Genomic DNA, 16,905 nt, shown 5'->3' on the forward strand with positions numbered 1-16,905 from the left:
GGGCTGGAAGGACATCTGGCAACTGAGAGCAATCCTAGGAAGAGGAGAAACAGAAAAAGCTGCGACTAAGCAGGAGGTCGCGTAACATGATCCCGAGCGCCGCTCTTCAACCTCCAACTAAAAGCGGGACACTCTCGACCACCTTGGCCGCAGTGTCAATGGTCTGACACTGGTAGATGACATTAATGTCGAGGTTCGTCCCGGCGAGGTTTTGGGTGTGGTCGGACCCAGCGGATCGGGGGAGAGTTCGTGCTTGCGACTTTTGAACCGCTTGGATGAATCGACATCCGGCAGGGTGTTTCTCGAACCACGGTTGCGGCATAGCTTGCCGCCGGAGTTGCTGCAAAACATCGCAGTAGTTGAGACACTGGTGACGGAGGGCGGCGGAATGACAACGATTGCCGCACGTGCTCGGGGCATCTTGCGCAAGGTCGCTAACTCAGCTCGCAAAGCGCTGTAAATAAACGGAGCCAGCAACGCGACCGGAAGCGCGCAGTGTGCCGAAAAATCTTGCGGACACCCCAGAAACGCAATCCAAGTAAGTGATTGAAGAGAGATGGGCTCGTTAGGATTTGGACTCGAGACCAATGGACTTAGCGGCTCTTTCCGGCACAATTCAAAAATGGCCACTCGTATAAGCGATTGATTCTTTTGGTGGGCCCGCCAGGATTTGAACCTGGGACCAATGGATTATGAGTCCACTGCTCTAACCGCTGAGCTACGGGCCCGCCTGACAGAATCCTATTGTATCCTGGGCTTCGGAGATCGGCGCACCGGCATCCCGTCGGTTACACTGCTTCGGGATGAAGCGGCTGATCATCAACGCCGACGATTTCGGCCTCACGCGCGGCGTCAATCGCGCAATCGCCGAAGCCCATGAGCGGGGCGTGGTCACCTCCGCCACGCTGATGGCGAGCGGGCCCGAATTCGACGAAGCCGTCGCGCTCGCCCGCGGTCTGCCGCAGATATCGGTCGGCTGCCACGTTGACCTGATCCAGCTCGCGCCGGTATCGCCGCCATCGCAACTTCCCACCTTGGCGCGCGATGGTTACTTTCGCCCCGGTTTTGCGCGCTTCGCGCGGGCAGCCCTGCGCAACCGCCTCTCCGCCGACGAAATCAGGAACGAAGCCGGCGCGCAGATGGGCAAGCTGCAATCCGCCGGAATCACCCTCACTCACTTCGACACTCACAAGCACACGCACCTGTTTCCGCGGGTGCTTGGTCCGTTGTTGCAGGCGGCGAAGGAGCGCGGCATTGGCGCGGTCCGCAATCCGTTCGAGCCCGACCCGATCGTCCGGCTGGTGGAGGTGTCATCGCGACCGAAGCTGCTCAGCCGCTACTGTGCAGTGCGCGTGTTCCAGTCCATGGCGGGCGAATTCCGCAAGCTGGTGGAAGCGGAAGGACTGGCCACAACCGACGGCACCGTCGGCATCGTGCTCACCGGATTCCTCGACCGGCGGCGCTTGCGCGCCTTGATCCAGCGCATCCCGGAAGGCACGTGGGAGCTGGTGACGCATCCCGGTTACAGCGACGCCGCGCTGCGTCCCCTGAGCGCGCTCACGGCTGCGCGCGAAACCGAACTCGCCCTGCTGACGTCGGCCACCACACGCGACCTTTTGCAGGAATGTGGCGTGCAACTGATCTCGTACCTCGATCTGGTTTCACATCCCTGCGCGGTTGGCGCCTGAACCGCGCGGAGCGCCGCAGGATCCTGAGAGCAGCGACGGCAGGACGACCGTCTTTGGAAGACGCGCGGGAGCCCTCTCCGCCCGGGATGACAGCGCCTCCAGAAAAGATGAAACGGCGCTAGCCGCTGCTGGAGGCCTCGGTGGCGGTGAAGGCGCGCTCCGGGGCCGGCTGCGAGTCGCGTCGCATGGCGTGAAGCATGAGAGCGACGGCGGCGTAACCGAGCATGACGCCGATAGCCACCGCGGCGGTGATAATGACGAGAAGCGTGAGTGCGACGATCAACGGATTCAAGTTCGACCGCCCTTTCCTTGGATGCGGTCTCCAGCACCCTGGATGGACCGCCGAAGAAGCCGCCCTTCAACTCGCCGACGCGAGCCGGAAGGCAACCATTTCGTTGTTAGGACAGCTCGAATTCACATCCGGTTAAGCCGGGAAAATTCACTTAGTTGTTTCATTCACTTTTTCTTTTCCGCGTTCCAGATGGTGCGCGAAACCGCTCGTCCGCAAAACGGACAAAAATTCATCGGATACAGATTGGGCCGGTCCTCCGGCGAGCGCACCGCATAGTCGGAATCGATCTCGTTCAGGATGCGCCCGTGCATGGTGCGCAGCGGCTGGTTGAGGATGGCATCGCCTTCCACGGAGTCCTGCAGCATCTGGCAGCAATGTTCGGTCATAAAGAAGCCGATGGTCGCTGGCCGATGGTCGCTGGCCACCAGCCGACCCAGAGGTCGTTCGGATTTTCGGCCAACCGAACACTGTAGCTCCTGTTGACGCCGGCCGCTGTTAACAACTAGGATACGGAGTAGAGTTGCGCTTCTTCACTGTCGGACTTTCTAGGGGAGCCGTCCACGTCTCCAAGGGACATGGTCTGCGGGAAAGGCACGAAATACGCGGGAGGGGGCCCGCGCCACATTTTTTTCCATGGCGATTACCAAGATTTCGGTCCGCGGGGCGCGGCAGCATAACCTCAAGAATATCGACGTCGAGATTCCGCGCAACGCGCTGACCGTAGTCACCGGGCTGAGCGGATCGGGCAAGTCGTCGCTGGCCTTCGACACCATCTACGCAGAGGGACAGCGGCGCTACGTGGAAACGCTGTCGGCGTACGCGCGGCAGTTCCTCGATCAGATGGAGCGGCCGGACGTGGACGCGATTGACGGGCTGAGCCCATCCATCTCCATCGAGCAGAAAACCACCAGCCGCAGCCCGCGTTCCACGGTGGGCACCATCACCGAAATTTACGATTACCTGCGTCTGCTGTACGCGACCGTGGGCGTGCCGCACTGTCCCAAATGCGGACAGCCGATCTCGCGGCAGTCGGCGGAACAGATCGTGTCGCGGGTGATGGCGCTGAAACCGGAAGAGCGGGTGATGATCCTGGCGCCCATCGTACGCGGGCGCAAAGGGGAATTCAGGAAAGAGATGGAGAAGCTGGCGCAGCACGGCTTCCCGCGCGCCCGCATTGACGGCGAACTGGTGAACCTGGAAGAAGACATCCGCCTCGACAAGCGCAAGAACCACACGATTGAAGTAGTCATCGACCGCCTGCTGGTGAAACCGGGCATCGAGAAACGGCTGGAACAGTCGGTGGCGCTGGCGATGAAACTTACCGTCGGACTGGTACAAGTAGTGGTAGTGGGAGGCGAGGAACACCTGTACTCCTCGCGGCTGGCGTGCCCGGATTGCGGGATCAGCGTGCCGGTTCTGGAGCCGCGCTCGTTTTCGTTCAACAGCGTGTACGGCGCGTGCAAGCAATGCAACGGGCTGGGCAGCAAGTACGATTTCGACCCGGCGAAAGTAATCGTCGATTGGTCGAAGCCGCTGCTGGACGGCGCCCTGGGGCCCGGCTCGGGCTCGGCGAACTTGCGGCACATGGTGCAGATCGCAGCCGCGTCGGCCGGCATCGACTTGAATACGCCGTTCGAACAACTGCCGGCCAAAGCGCAAACCTTCCTGCTGTACGGCGCCGAGGCGAACGGCTCGCCGCGCATCGGCTGGCGCGGAGTTCTGGCGTTTATGCGGCAGACGCTGGAGGAATCGACGTCGGAAGGCTATCGCGAGTGGCTGCTGAATTACATGAGCGCCACCGAATGTCCGGCGTGTCATGGCAAGCGGCTGCGGCCGGAAAGCCTGGCGGTGAAGGTGAACGGGATGTCCATCGCCGACTTCACGGCGTTGCCGGTTTCGCGCGCCATCGGTGCGGTGAAGCAGATCAGCCTGAGCGAGCGCGAGGCGCAGATCGCCGGGCGCGTGGTGAAGGAAATCGCCGAGCGCTTGCAGTTCCTGAATGCGGTCGGGTTGGGATACATCTCGCTGGAACGCTCGGCGGCAACGCTGTCGGGCGGAGAGGGGCAGCGCATCCGGCTGGCAACGCAGATCGGATCGAAGCTGCGCGGCGTCCTGTACGTACTGGATGAGCCTTCGATCGGGTTGCACCATCGCGACAACGACCGGCTGCTGCAGGCGCTGGAGTCGCTGCGCGATCTGGGCAACACGGTGCTGGTGGTGGAGCACGACGAGGAGACGATCCGCCGCGCCGATTACGTGATCGATCTGGGCCCCGGCGCCGGACGACATGGTGGCGCGCTGGTGGCTGCGGGCACTCCCAAGGAGATCATGGAGGCGCCGGAATCGCTAACCGGACAGTACATCTCCGGCAAGAAGAGAATCCCGCACCGGGCGGAGAGGCGGCACACCAACGGCCACGCCGTCAGCGTGCTAGGAGCGCGCGAGAACAATCTGAAGGGTCTCGACGTCTGTTTCCCGCTGGGCGTAATGACATTGGTAACGGGTGTGTCCGGCTCGGGAAAATCCACGCTGGTGAACGACATTCTCTATCGCGCGCTGGCCAAACAGCTATACCGGTCGCGCGAAGAGCCTGGCGAGCACAAGGCGATCGCGGGCGCGGAGAACATTGACAAGGTCATCCGCATCGACCAGTCGCCGATCGGGCGCACGCCGCGCTCCAACCCGGCTACCTACACCGGCGTGTTCACGCACATCCGTGATCTCTACGCCATGCTGCCGGAATCGCGCGAGCGCGGTTACAAGGCGGGACGGTTCTCCTTCAACGTGCCGGGCGGACGCTGCGAAGCCTGCCAGGGCGAAGGGCAGCGCCGCATCGAAATGAATTTTCTGCCCGACGTGTATGTGCAGTGCGAGGTCTGTGGCGGGCGGCGCTACAACCACGAGACGCTAGCCGTGAAGTACAAGGACTCTTCGATCGCCGACTTGCTGGAGATGCCGGTCGCGGACGCGTTGCCGGTCCTGGAAAACATTCCCCAGGTCCGCCAGAAGCTGCAAACGCTAGTGGATGTCGGGCTGGGGTACATCCATCTGGGGCAGTCGGCGGTAACGCTGTCGGGCGGCGAGGCGCAGCGCATCAAGCTGGCGCGCGAGTTGTCGAAACGCCAGACCGGACGCACGCTTTACCTGCTGGACGAGCCGACGACCGGACTGCATTTTGACGACGTGCACAAACTGCTCGAGGTGTTGCATCGGCTGACGGATTTGGGCAACAGCATCATCATCATCGAGCACAATCTAGACGTGATCGCCAATGCCGACTGGATCGTGGACCTGGGCCCCGAAGGCGGCGAGGACGGCGGGCGCATGGTCGCGCAGGGCACACCCGAGCAGGTGGCAAAGATGAGGAAGTCGTACACCGGACAGGCCCTGGCGGAGTACTTCAGCCGGCGCGCGGCGGTGGTTTAGTCTTTGCGGACGCCGCCACCGGAGAGCCGCGAGTCTCGCGGTCAATTTCAATGCCGCGCAGCCCGGCGAGTTGTCCGCCGATGGAGTAAAGCACGGCCCGGCCCATGACGCGGCGCGGTTCGGCCTGGTTCACGAAGACACGATACTCGGCTTCAAATTCCCCCTCCACCAGCGCGCGATCAAGCGCGGCCTTCACGCGATTCCGGTCTTCGGGATGAATGGATTCCAGCCATATCTCCACCGGTTCTTCCCGGCGCATGGCAATCGTGCTGTACATGTTGGTCCAGGTGACGCGCCGGTTTTGCAGGTCGTACTCCCACGTCCAAATCTTGGCGGTGCTCTTGAGGAACTCGATTTCTTTCCGCTGCAGGGTGACGGACTGCTGCGCGCCGCGCACGGCCTGCTCCTTGCGCTCAACCAGCGCCGCCAGCAGGCAAATGATGAATGAGGTGAAGGCAAAGGCGATCAGGCGAATCCAGTCGCTGCGGTTTTCGATCAGCAGGACCGAAGTCAGGCGCGGCGACTGGTTGGGATTGTTGACGAGCGAGTCCCAGGTGGGACGAAGGAAAAAGATGTCGCTGGCGAACATGGAGAGCGCCGCCGCCACCGCGCCCGCCTGCCATCCGCCCTCAAAGGCGGAAACTGCGACCGCCGCCAGGAAAATACTGAAGAACGAGTGCAGTTCGACGTCGGGTACTTGCAGGGTGATCAGCAGGGCAATTGCGACCAGCATCGCCGGTCCGATGTACCAGCGCACCAAGCGGCTGTTCGCAGCTTCGGCGACGAACTTGAAACGGGGCATAGGCGTGGTTGGCAACAGTGTAGCGGAAGATAGCGCGCTGTGAAACGCGAAGATACACGGCGATTTGCGGCCTGCCTGACATCCAAGTAGAGTTGTCATCGAGGCTAAATCGTTTGCCCCACAGCAAGAATCCGCCTTCCCCGGAGCAACAGAACACTGCGCCTTGGGCTGGAGAAGCGCACGCACCGTCGCCGGGCAAGGCCGTGGCTGAGGATCCGCCGTGGGGAATTGGGGATGTGGTTCGCATCGCGGTGGTAGCGGCAATCGCGATCGGCCTGTTCAGCATGATCGCGATGGGAGTGGCGATCACGAATGCCGGCCCCGTGCACGTCTCCACCTCCGATCTGGCGCGCAATCCGCGGGTGGTGGTTCCGGCGCAATTCGCCGCCTACCTGGTGGTGGTGATCTACATGGTGTGGCTGGTGCGGTCGCCAGGACGGAGCTTCTGGCCCGTGGTCGGCTGGCACTGGCCGCGGGTAAGGTGGGTGGGATGGGCCGGACTCGGTGTCGCGCTGGCGCTGATGGTGCAGGCCGCGTCGACCTTGCTGCCGATTCCCCAGTCGCTGCCCATCGACCGCTATTTCCGCGACACCGCGGGCGCCTACATGATGACGGTTTTCGGCGTGACCTTCGCTCCCTTGGTCGAAGAACTGTTCTTCCGCGGATTCATGTATGCCGCCCTGGCACGCCGGTTGGGAATGATGGCGGCGGTGCTGATCACGGCGGCGCTGTTTGCCTTTATCCACACCTCGCAACTGGCCAATGCCTGGGCGCCGCTGTTGCTGCTGTTCTTCGTCGGCGTGGTGCTGACGGCGGTACGCGCGCGCACGGGATCGGTGGCGACGACGTTTCTTGTCCACGTTGGATACAACGGCACGCTGTTCACCCTGCTCTACGTGGCCAGCGACGCCTTCCGACACCTGGAAAGGCTATCCTGAAGGCCACAGGACCAGGGGCCGCCGTATTGTGGGCGCTATTTCTTTCGCCCCCTAAAGCGGGCTGGTTCGCCGTTTTGGCGATTGTCCCACGGCTCACGCCGGGGGCTAGGTTCTTTCGCGCGCTCGACCTTGCGTTCCGCGACCTTGCGTTCCGGGACGAGGATGTCAACAGAGCCCATGCCGGAAGAAGAAGTAAGAAGTAAGAAGTAAGAAGTAAGAAGTAAGAAGTAGAAGGAAGAAGTACACCTGGGCCGGCTCGCAGTCTGACATCTGACTTCTCGATTCCTGGTTCTTAGTTCAAGTCGGGCGGGCGCGGCGCGTGGTATTTTGTTGGACATGATGGTGCCGCGACAAGAACTGCTGGCGATGCTGGCGCGGAAGTCGTTCCGGCTCGGCGTATTCAAGCTATCCTCCGGCGCGACCAGCGACTACTACATCGACTGCCGCGCCACTACGCTGGATGCCGAGGGCGCGCGTCTCACGGCGCGCACGTTCGTGGATGAATTCTACCGGCGCGGCTGGACGCCACAGGCCATCGGCGGCATGACGCTGGGTGCCGATCCGATCGTGGTGTCGGTAGCGATGCTGACCGCGCAGCAGGTGCAGTCGCGGCGTCCCGAGCGCGAGCCAGCCGATGCGATCGGGGCCTGGCTGGTACACGCCTTCATCGTGCGCAAGGGCGAGAAGGGACACGGCACGGACCAGCGCATCGAGGGCTTCCGCGAAAGCGGCGCACGAGTGGTAATCGTGGATGACGTATGCACCACGGGCGCGTCCACGGTGCAAGCGATCGAAGCGGCGCGCGAGTTCGGCTTCGAGGTGATCGGCGTGATGTGCCTGGTGGAGCGCGAGGAGGCGGGTGGACGTTCGAACGTCGAGAAGGCGGCCGCGCCCGCGCCGTTTGTCTCGATTTTCACGGCAAGCGAGATCCGCGAAGAGCACCTGCGGCTGCAAAGAGTTAGTGAAGCGCGCGGCTGAGAGGCGTTTTCAAATACCCGATTACCCGATCGAAGATCTTATGGTTAAAACCTTGGAATGGACGGAAGACGGCGTGCGTTTTATTGATCAGCGCAAGCTGCCCACGGAGGAGACGTACGTCACCGCGCGGACGTATGAAGAGGTCGCGGAGGCGATTCGCAATATGACGGTGCGCGGCGCACCCGCAATCGGGGTCGCGGCGGCGATGGGCATAGCGCTCGGCGTGCGCGATTCCGACGCGGACCACCTTTCCGAGCTGCGGCGAGACTTCGAACAGATTTGCGAAACGATCGGCGAGACGCGCCCGACGGCGGTCAACCTGTTCTGGGCCATCCGGCGCATGGAGCGCAAGTTCGAGGAAGCCGGCGAACTGCCACTGCCGCAACTCAAGCAGGCACTGATCACCGAGGCGCGGCAGATGTACCTGGAAGACATCGCGGCCAACGAAGCCATGGGACGCCACGGCGCAGTGTTGCTGCCGGCCAGCGGCGGCGTGCTCACCCACTGCAATGCGGGCGCACTCGCCACCTGCGGCTACGGAACGGCGCTGGGCGTCATCCGCGCGGCGATCGAGCAGGGCAAGAAACTGCACGTCTACGCCGACGAGACGCGCCCTTTCCTGCAGGGTTCGCGCCTGACCGCGTGGGAACTGATGCAGGACGGCATTCCCACTACGGTGATCTCCGACAACATGTCCGGGGCGATGATGAAACAGGGGAAGATCAGGGCCGTGGTGGTGGGCGCAGACCGGATTGCCGCCAACGGCGACGTCGCCAACAAAATCGGCACCTACACCGTCGCGGTGCTGGCGAAAGAACACGGAATTCCTTTCTATGTAGCCGCGCCGTTTTCCACGGTTGACATGGACACGCCCGACGGCAGCCGCATTCCCATCGAGCAGCGCTCCACGCGCGAAGTCACGCATATCGGCGACCGCCAGATTGCGCCCACCGGCGTCAAGGTGGAGAACCCCGCCTTCGACGTGACCCCGCACCAGTACGTCACCGCGATCATCACCGAACGTGGCGTCGTGCGGGCGCCGTACGCGGAGTCGCTGGCGGAATTGGCTGGCATGGCGGCCAAATCCTAGAGGATTTCAGGGTCGCCATGGTGCGCCCCCTTCCTTGTTTGCGAGCTGGAGTGTGGTGCGAACTTTTCGGGTCGGGCAGGCGTATCTTTATGCAGGAGATTCCCCGTGCTGACGTTTGTGCTGTGGTGCATCCTGTTTGTACTGTGCTGGCCCATCGCACTGCTGGCGCTGGTGCTGTACCCGATCGTCTGGCTATTCCTGCTGCCGTTTCGGATCCTTGGAATTGCCGTCGGCGGCGTGCTGAAATTGTTGTGGGCGATTGTCACTTTTCCGGCGCGATTGCTGAGAGCGCCGGGACGGGTGTGAGTGATCCCAGGTCTAAAGCCCAGAACTTCATTGTGTCCCTTCGCGCACGGCTAAAGCCGTGCGCTTCCACCAGTGTCCAGAGGGCATTATTCAGCAGCCGGAGCAGTTTACGGTAGTTCCGCCGTGCCCCTTCAAGACTGCCAATCACCGACGACTGCACTATTCACAAAAACTGCGCTAAGCCGAAAGGCGCATCAGGCTAAATCGCGGGCCTGAAGCTCGGCGCCACCGGAGCGAGGAATTTACGGCATCTGCGGCGCGGGGGCGGGCTCGACGTCGGCGCCGCGGTAGGCGCGCAAGATGTCGGCCATGGTGAGGACGCCTTCCAGCCGCTGCTGGTCGGCGCGATGCACCACCGGCAGCAGGCGGAAATCGTAAATATAGTGCAGGGCGGTGTCCAGCGGATGATCGGGGTGCAGGATGGGCGCTCGCGCCGGCGGAAGCACGGTGAGCAGCGACATCTCCTGCTTGCCGAGGCTTGCCATCTTCGCCAGCTCATCCTTTCGCACCACGCTCCACCCGGCGGGCGATCGTCGCACCAGCAGAAGTTCGTCGCCGGCGTGCTCGGCGCGCTTGACCGCCTCGCCCACCGTCAGGTCGTCGTGCAGCACGGCGGGCGGCGGCGGACGCATCGCGTCCTCAATGCGCAGTACCGACAACTCGCGCTGCTCTTCCATGGACGGCAAGTCGATCCCGTCCTGCCGCGACAGTAGGTCGAAGATCGGCACCGGTTGCAGCGCGCGCGAGACGAGATAGGCGATGGCGTTGGCGATGATCACCGGCAGAATGATGGAGTAATTCCCGCTGACCTCCAGGACCATGAACACCGAGGTCATGGGTGCGCGCAGGAATCCCGCGAACAGGACGCCGATTCCGACCAGCGCATAGGCCGCCGAGGAGCCGTTCAGTTGCGGAAAAATGACGTGCTCCACGCCGCCTACCGCGCTTCCCAGCATGGCTCCGATGAACAGCGTGGGCGCGAACATCCCGCCAGGCGTGCCGCTGACAAACGAGATGGTCGTCGAGAGAATCTTCAGGCCGGCGAGGATGCCGAGAAATTGCCAGGTGAACTGGTCGTGCATGGCCTGGTCCACGTACTCGTAGCCCGCGCCCATGATCTGCGGGAACCCGATGAACCCTATGAATCCGATGAGCAGGCCGGCAACACCCGGTTGAATGAACTGCGTCCAGTGCGGCATCGCTTTTAGGCGTGGACGCAGGAAGGCGATGGCCTTCGAGAACACGACCGACGCGAATCCGCCAGCCACGCCGAGCACCGCGTACGCCAGCAGTTCGCCGGGTCGGAACATTTGAAATGCGGGAATTCTGAACAGCGGCGCGAATCCCAAGAACCAGCGCTCCACCACTGCACTGGCGACCGCCGACAGCACGACCGCGCCGAGCACGCCCGCGCTCCATCTTCCGATCACTTCCTCGATTACGAACAGCACCGCGGAAATCGGCGCATTGAAGGCGGCGGCCAGCCCCGCGGCCGCGCCCACCGGCGCAATCAAGCGCACCTTCTCGCGCGACAAGTGCAGCCTGCGTCCGAGCGCGGAGGCGATGCCGGCGCCGATCTGCAAGGCGGGATCTTCCGGCCCGAGCGAATGACCGGCGCCAATCGCCAGGGCGGAGCAGAGGAATTTGCCGATGACGGTGCGGAAGGGGATGTAACCGTTGTAAATGTAGAGCGCGGCCTTGGTCTGGTTGACGCCGCTGCCGCGCACGCGCGGGAACGCCAGCATCACGATGGCAGCAACCAGCAATCCGACCAACGCCGGCGCCAGCATCAGCCGCAATCCGGTGGGCGGCACGGCCGAACCCAGGAGGTGAAGCCGCGACCAGTCAATCGCAATCCGGAAGCACACCACCGAAAGGCCGGAGAGCACGCCGATCACAACCGCCAACAGCAGAAACAGGCGGTCCTCAGCAAACGCCCGGCGCAACAGGCGGAAATTCATTCCGCCGGCAGGCGCCGCGATTTCCGTCTCCGGAGCCACCACCGGAACGGGGTTGTCGGGCGCGCTCACGGCGTGGTGCCTTCCCGCCGCTGCGCGATCAACAGCAATGCCAAGTCAGCCGCACTGCCTGGCCCGCAGACTTGCTCCGTATCGCGCTCGATTCGGAACACCAAATCCATGGCAGCATCACCCTGCTCCGGATTACGGCGTAGAGAGCGCGGGTTCACCCGCGGCTTCAGCGCCGTCCAATTCGCGTAATCGGTGGCGAGCGGGTCATTTCCCAGCGGCTGATCCAGCTTGATATTGCGCGCGGAGGCGCACTGCTGCAGGCGAATGCCGGCCTGCGCAAAGGCGTCTATGATGCGCCGCTCCCGCTCCGAGGCCGGAAGCCGGCGCTGGTAAGGATCCATTAGCAGCACGAGTTCCGCGGTCTGCAAATGCGCTGCGGCTTGCGGGTCCTGGGTGTCCTCGGCAATCGCGCGGCGCAGGTAGCCGCTCGCTTCGGTGTACATCTGCAGGGAAAAGGCCGCTTCTCCCGCGCCCGCGAGCGCAGCGGCATGGTTCGGCGCGAGTGCGAGCGCTTCACGAAATCCCTGCAAGGCGCGCGCGTAGTCGCCTGCCTTCATCATCAAGCCGGCAACGCGCAGCATGAGCGCGGGATCGCGCGGCAGGTCGGCGGCTAGAGCGATGAGCTCCGACTGCGCTTGCTGGGGGGAGCGGTGCGCCAGCAGGAATTCGATGAGATCGAAGCGTGCCTCGCGGCGCCGCTGCGCCGGATCGTCCTGCCAGATGCCGTAAACCGCGCCGTGATAGAAGCGCAGCGCGCCCGCCACGTCATTGCTGCGCGCCGCCAATTGCGCCAGTTCGAGGTTCACCGTGCCGTTGGCCGGATCTTCGTCCCACAACGCATGCAAGTAACCTTGCGCCTGCCGTGTGTGACCCTGGGCGGCGAGCGCCTCGGCCAGCCGCAGGCGATATTGGAAATTGTCGTGAGAATACGCCAGCGCCGATTGCAGTTCGCGTACGGCTGCGTCCAGGTGTTGAGCGCGCAAGTCGCCGTCACCGCGCTCGAACCACTGGCGCGCGAGTTGCTGCTGGCGCGCGGCGTAGGCTTTGGTCACGAAGGTGGTCGCCACCCACAGCGCCACCGCGACCATCACCACCGCGGCAATGATCACCGGCTCGCGATGATGGAGGGGAATCCTTTTGCGGCCCGTGCAGTAGGGACAATCCGGTTGGCCGGGGAGCAGCGGTTCACCACAACGCGGACAGACGAGATCGGGTGCCATCTCCAGATAGAGTTTAATAATACTCCGTCGTATCGGAACACGATGGTCAGGGGATCCCGTACAGTTTCGCCGCGTTGTCGTGCAGCACCATGCGCGCCAGTTGGAGCGCGCGCACGCGGCTGATCTCTCCGTCTTGTATCATCCCGGTTAGCGCCTCGGTCAAGGCCCAGCGCGCACCCTGCGAAGTTTGCCAGCCGACTTCTTCCCAGCCGATCTCAGGCGTGGCGGCGTACAGGTCGGTGCCAAACAATACCTTCTCCGGGAACCACTCCAGCCAACTGCGCATGTAGTTGGCCAGCTCGCGCGGCGAGATCATCCAGCCTTCCGAGGTATCCGCCCACACGTTGGGCTTTCCCATCATGAACGCGGTTTCGCGGGTGAACGGCCAGCCGGCATGCAACAGGACGAAGTTGGTTTTACGCAGGGTGGGATCGTCAAGGTCCGCCTCCAGGAGCAGCGGGTTGGCGCCGCCGAGCTGGAAATAGCCGCCGCATCCCGCACCGGTGTGGATGTGGACCGGGAGGCCGAGCCGCCCCGCTTCGGCGGCGATCACGTGGAAAAGATAATCCTGCAGGACCTTGTATTCGGTTGGAGGGAGGCGGAATGAGCCGTGTCGGACGGGCATCACCCATCTGCCGGAGGTAAACGCCGGACGCAGCCTCCCGCGATGCGGGCGCAAAATCGAGCGCTCTCAGGTATGCCGCCTCGAATTTGACCGCCACCGCCCCGGCTTGCTTTTGACGTTGCAGCGTCGGCAGCACGACGCGGGCCACATATTCATCCAGCGAGACGGGCAGGCGTTCTATCTGCAGATCCGAGGCGTAGCGCCGCAATAAAGCCTCTTCGCGCGCGAAGAAGATCTTGCGATCCGGAGTGTCCGCCATGGCCGCGTTGTTCAGCGGAAACAGCAGTGGGTCGTCATAGGGTACCCAGCGGAATCGCGGCGGGCTGAGGCCCGGGCCCATGGCGACCCGGTTAGCGAACATGGTTGCGATGCCCAGCCGGTCGAGGACCCAGGTGGGAAAGTTGTCGCCCTGGTCGCGGCGGACATGGTCTTTCGACTCCTGCAGTTCGCGCAGGTGCTCGGGCGCCGCGTCATGGTAGGGATAGTTGTAGAGCGCGGTCCACGCGGACAGAAAAGCCGGGTTGTCGGGGCGCGTCATGGTGGGTGCGCCCGAGGGCTCCAGCGGATCACAGGGCAGCGCGTCGAATTCGGTGTCCTGCTGCCCAGGCCTAACCACCTTCAGCACGTGGGTGTGGTTATCAATGGCTTTGATCTTCTGGACTTCGGCCAGCAAGGCGGAGTCGGGCTGGGTCTGGGCGGCAGCCAAACACGCGCACAGCACGAGGGCGGGAATCATCAGGCGACGCATAGGGCACACTTGATATCATAGGGACAAGGCGCACACCAAACCTTCTACGTCGTCCCCATCATCGGCGCCGAAGCGCGCTACGTCTGCCGCTGTTTTGGCGGGCGCGCTCGACCAGTTCAGGACCAACGCGCGTTGCTGCGGCGTGTCCGGCACCATCGTCGCGCCGGTGGATGGTTCGAGCGGATCGCGCGGCCGAGGCGCCACCTGCGGCGGCGTCTGGCCGATTGCGAACAGCGGTTAGGAATGCCGCGATGAACAGTGTCAGTCCGCTGCCCGCGATTCCTCCAGCTTGGCGTCCAAGGTGATCTTCGCGTTCAGCAGCTTCGACACCGGGCAGCCGCTCTTGGCGTTTTCTGTCGCCTGGCGAAACGCTTCCGCGGATGCGCCCGGCACGCGCGCCGTGGTTTGCAGATGCACCTGCGTGATCGCGAACCCGGACTCCAGCTTCTCCAGCGTGACGGTCGCTTCGGTGGCGATCCTTTCCGGCTTCAACCCTGCGTTACCCAACTGCGCCGACAGGGCCATGGAGAAGCAGCCGGCGTGAGCCGCCGCAATCAGCTCTTCCGGATTCGTGCCCTTCTCGTTTTCAAAGCGCGTGGTGAAAGAGTAGGGCGTGTTCGAGAGCACTCCGCTGGCGCTGGAAACCGTTCCCTTCCCGTCCTTCAATCCGCCGTTCCACACTGCACTGCCTTTGCGCTGCATAGCATCTTTTTCCTTTCCTATGGAGTTTCTGTGCAGGTCGCTCGGCCTATCAGTCTATCGGTCTCCGGGAGAGCGGACCGCTTGACCGAGAGACTTAAAGAGACTTAAAGAGACTGAGAGACCGAACGACCCACTGGCCCCTGAGCGCCGGCCACTAGCCACTGGCGCTAGTGGTACTTGGCAAATCGCTCGACCAGGTATCGGCCACGATCAGCCACTCTCCGTTGGGCTGGCGCCGCCAGACGGTCAGGTACTTGCCGCGGTCCTGGCGTTTGCCGAGGTCCCGCGGAACCGACATGGAGTAGCGGCCGACATCGTAGGCCAGGTCGGCGGAGTGCTTGATGAAGGTGACCTCGTAGGTAAGCTCGCCGACCCCATGCTGCATCGGCGTTATCAGGTAATCGTAAATGGCATCGCGTCCGTGCACGGCGGGATGATGCGGCGGCATGTACACGGCATCGGGCGCGTAGGCCTGGATCAGCTTGTCCAGGTCGCCGGCGTTCCAGTGCCGCGCCCATTGCTCGCCAATCTTGCTGATGTGCAGTTCCACTTCATCGGCGGTAGTCGGCATGGCTGGACCTCCCCACGTTGACATGCTCTGGTTCACGATGATGCGCGCTGCCGGCCGCAGCAGCATTTATTTACAAACTTCCCGGCATAAACTACCAGCACTAGATTGTACTGAAAATTCAGTTCCGCAGCCCGTTCCGGGTCGGCTAGACTGCGAATCTAGGGAAATTCCATCCCAATTTAGGAGGCTGTCATGAAATCAGTCGTTCGTGTTGCGATCGCCGGGATGATGTTGCTGGGTCTTTTGTCGGTTGCGGCCATGCCGAAGAATCCCAAGAACAACGTTGTCATGGTAGCAGGCGGAGGCCCGGCGCCCGCGTGCGACCCCAATGCGGATCCGCGCTGCCTGCCGCCGATACCGCCGAGCCGGTAATGAAGCGGTAGCGGGCAGACACAAAATGCTTGCTCGGACGTGGGCGACGGGGCTATGCTCCGTCTCGCGCCCATGTCTGTGCTCCGGATTTTCTACTACGTGCTGTGGATCGCGCCGGCGCCGGTATTCGTGTGTCTTGCGGCCCTGATGCGCCGCCGAAAACTGGCCAAGGAATTCCCCTGCTTTTTTGCGTTCGCCGTTTTCCAGATCGTCGATTTCGCGGTCGGCTTCTACATTTACCATCGCTCGTATCTACAGTACTTTTATGCGTACTGGGCAATGTCCGCAGTCAGTATCGGGCTCGGTTTCGGCGTCCTGTACGAGGTTTTCATTGGGATATTCCGGCCGTTTGGGGATTTGCGTAAATTCGGCGCCGTGCTTTTCCGCTGGGCCGCGCTGGTGCTGTTGCTGGCTGCCGTATTGCTGGCCACGACCTCGAAACCGGCGGCGCAGACGCCCCTGTTCGCCACCATCCTTAACCTCATGCGCAGCGTCGAGGTCATGCAGTGCGGGCTGGTGCTGCTCATGCTGCTCTCCTCCAGCTATCTGGGTGTCACGCTCCGCCACCGCATTTTCGGTATCGCGCTGGGCTTCGGCGTCAGCGCCGCGGTCGATCTGGTCGCTGTCGCGGCGCTTTCCAATTTTGGCTTGCAGGCAAAGATCTTTTTTCAACTGAGCAAAATGGTGGCGTACAACATCTCCGCCCTGCTGTGGCTGGGATATGTTTATGCGGGCGAGGTGGAATGCAGGCCGGCGAAGCAGGACTCCTATGCCGAGCGCTGGGATTACGCGCTGGCAGCGGCGCTGCACCCGGGGAACGCTTCGCCTGCGCTGCCGCTCATCGAGGACACCGTGGAGCGCGTCTGGAAACAGACCAACAGCCATTCCCAGAAACCGGACGATCCGACGCCCGGCGCTGATCAGTAGAAATTGGAACAACTGAGGAAGAAGCCGCAGCGCCCGCACACCAGCTTGCAGTGGTGTTCCTCCAGCGGCGCCGAGCAGGTAGGACAGGTGCGCATGAGGTTCGCGGTGGGAGCGCGTTCGCCTTCGGATTCGCTGTTTGGCTCCCTGGGATCAGGATCGTCTTTCACAATCTGTTGACCCATGGCGATTC

The 16,905-nt window shown here is 62.9% G+C and carries 19 protein-coding genes and 1 tRNA gene; 9 read left to right on the forward strand and 11 right to left on the reverse strand.

Annotation, left to right across the window (positions count from 1 at the left end):
• Positions 1–163 precede the first annotated feature (163 nt).
• Positions 164–460: an ATP-binding cassette domain-containing protein gene (locus LAN64_13115; protein MBZ5568777.1), complete on the forward strand. Its 297-nt coding sequence runs from the start codon at positions 164–166 to the stop codon at positions 458–460.
• Positions 461–652: 192 nt separating this feature from the next.
• Here LAN64_13115 and LAN64_13120 read toward each other — a convergent pair.
• Positions 653–728: transfer RNA gene (locus LAN64_13120), tRNA-Ile, on the reverse strand.
• A 75-nt stretch (positions 729–803) separates the two neighbouring features.
• Between LAN64_13120 and LAN64_13125 the strand changes: the two genes are divergently transcribed.
• Entirely contained in the window at positions 804–1,688 is an 885-nt protein-coding gene (locus LAN64_13125; protein MBZ5568778.1) for a ChbG/HpnK family deacetylase, read from the forward strand.
• A gap of 118 nt (positions 1,689–1,806) precedes the next feature.
• Here the strand turns inward: LAN64_13125 and LAN64_13130 are convergent, their stop codons facing one another.
• Positions 1,807–1,980 (reverse strand): hypothetical protein, encoded by a 174-nt coding sequence (locus LAN64_13130; protein MBZ5568779.1) that lies wholly within the window; start codon positions 1,978–1,980, stop codon positions 1,807–1,809.
• A 164-nt stretch (positions 1,981–2,144) separates the two neighbouring features.
• Positions 2,145–2,366: a hypothetical protein gene (locus tag LAN64_13135; GenBank protein ID MBZ5568780.1), complete on the reverse strand. Its 222-nt coding sequence runs from the start codon at positions 2,364–2,366 to the stop codon at positions 2,145–2,147.
• Between the two features lie 247 nt (positions 2,367–2,613).
• Here LAN64_13135 and uvrA point away from each other — a divergent pair, with 247 nt between their 5' ends.
• Positions 2,614–5,406 (forward strand): excinuclease ABC subunit UvrA, encoded by a 2,793-nt coding sequence (uvrA, locus tag LAN64_13140; protein ID MBZ5568781.1) that lies wholly within the window; start codon positions 2,614–2,616, stop codon positions 5,404–5,406.
• On the opposite strand, the gene LAN64_13145 is transcribed toward uvrA, so the two are convergent.
• Positions 5,381–6,208, reverse strand: a complete 828-nt coding sequence (locus tag LAN64_13145) for a DUF4118 domain-containing protein (protein ID MBZ5568782.1) — start codon at positions 6,206–6,208, stop codon at positions 5,381–5,383. The genes uvrA and LAN64_13145 overlap by 26 nt on opposite strands.
• 113 nt (positions 6,209–6,321) lie before the next feature.
• Between LAN64_13145 and LAN64_13150 the strand changes: the two genes are divergently transcribed.
• The 4 genes from LAN64_13150 to LAN64_13165 all read left to right on the forward strand — a co-directional run bounded on the left by LAN64_13150 (position 6,322) and on the right by LAN64_13165 (position 9,520).
• Complete coding sequence (locus LAN64_13150; protein MBZ5568783.1) at positions 6,322–7,146, forward strand: CPBP family intramembrane metalloprotease; 825 nt, start codon at positions 6,322–6,324, stop codon at positions 7,144–7,146.
• Between the two features lie 339 nt (positions 7,147–7,485).
• On the forward strand, positions 7,486–8,124 hold the full coding sequence (gene pyrE / locus LAN64_13155) for an orotate phosphoribosyltransferase (protein ID MBZ5568784.1): 639 nt from the start codon (positions 7,486–7,488) through the stop codon (positions 8,122–8,124).
• Positions 8,125–8,164: 40 nt separating this feature from the next.
• Positions 8,165–9,214: an S-methyl-5-thioribose-1-phosphate isomerase gene (gene mtnA, locus LAN64_13160; GenBank protein MBZ5568785.1), complete on the forward strand. Its 1,050-nt coding sequence runs from the start codon at positions 8,165–8,167 to the stop codon at positions 9,212–9,214.
• 105 nt (positions 9,215–9,319) lie between these two features.
• Entirely contained in the window at positions 9,320–9,520 is a 201-nt protein-coding gene (locus LAN64_13165) for a hypothetical protein (protein MBZ5568786.1), read from the forward strand.
• Positions 9,521–9,762: 242 nt separating this feature from the next.
• Here the strand turns inward: LAN64_13165 and LAN64_13170 are convergent, their stop codons facing one another.
• The 6 genes from LAN64_13170 to LAN64_13195 all read right to left on the reverse strand — a co-directional run bounded on the left by LAN64_13170 (position 9,763) and on the right by LAN64_13195 (position 15,416).
• Entirely contained in the window at positions 9,763–11,481 is a 1,719-nt protein-coding gene (locus tag LAN64_13170; protein ID MBZ5568787.1) for a chloride channel protein, read from the reverse strand.
• A 65-nt stretch (positions 11,482–11,546) separates the two neighbouring features.
• Complete coding sequence (locus tag LAN64_13175; GenBank protein MBZ5568788.1) at positions 11,547–12,770, reverse strand: tetratricopeptide repeat protein; 1,224 nt, start codon at positions 12,768–12,770, stop codon at positions 11,547–11,549.
• Between the two features lie 46 nt (positions 12,771–12,816).
• On the reverse strand, positions 12,817–13,323 hold the full coding sequence (locus LAN64_13180) for an amidohydrolase (protein ID MBZ5568789.1): 507 nt from the start codon (positions 13,321–13,323) through the stop codon (positions 12,817–12,819).
• Positions 13,205–14,143 (reverse strand): hypothetical protein, encoded by a 939-nt coding sequence (locus LAN64_13185; protein MBZ5568790.1) that lies wholly within the window; start codon positions 14,141–14,143, stop codon positions 13,205–13,207. The genes LAN64_13180 and LAN64_13185 overlap by 119 nt, the downstream gene beginning before the upstream one ends.
• A gap of 261 nt (positions 14,144–14,404) precedes the next feature.
• The gene (locus LAN64_13190; protein MBZ5568791.1) at positions 14,405–14,845 is read right to left on the reverse strand and encodes an OsmC family protein; all 441 of its coding nucleotides are present in this window, start codon (positions 14,843–14,845) and stop codon (positions 14,405–14,407) included.
• Positions 14,846–14,999: 154 nt separating this feature from the next.
• Positions 15,000–15,416 (reverse strand): SgcJ/EcaC family oxidoreductase, encoded by a 417-nt coding sequence (locus tag LAN64_13195; protein ID MBZ5568792.1) that lies wholly within the window; start codon positions 15,414–15,416, stop codon positions 15,000–15,002.
• 192 nt (positions 15,417–15,608) lie between these two features.
• On the opposite strand from LAN64_13195, the gene LAN64_13200 reads away from it, so the two are divergent.
• Both LAN64_13200 and LAN64_13205 read left to right on the forward strand, forming a co-directional pair.
• Positions 15,609–15,788, forward strand: coding sequence for a hypothetical protein (locus tag LAN64_13200; protein MBZ5568793.1), 180 nt, complete (start codon positions 15,609–15,611; stop codon positions 15,786–15,788).
• Positions 15,789–15,842: 54 nt separating this feature from the next.
• Positions 15,843–16,715, forward strand: coding sequence for a hypothetical protein (locus LAN64_13205; GenBank protein ID MBZ5568794.1), 873 nt, complete (start codon positions 15,843–15,845; stop codon positions 16,713–16,715).
• Here the strand turns inward: LAN64_13205 and LAN64_13210 are convergent.
• Positions 16,709–16,897, reverse strand: coding sequence for a hypothetical protein (locus LAN64_13210; GenBank protein ID MBZ5568795.1), 189 nt, complete (start codon positions 16,895–16,897; stop codon positions 16,709–16,711). The genes LAN64_13205 and LAN64_13210 overlap by 7 nt on opposite strands.
• Between the last annotated feature and the right edge of the window lie 8 nt (positions 16,898–16,905).

This window comes from Terriglobia bacterium (assembly GCA_020073185.1).
GTDB lineage: Bacteria > Acidobacteriota > Terriglobia > Terriglobales > Acidobacteriaceae > JAIQGF01.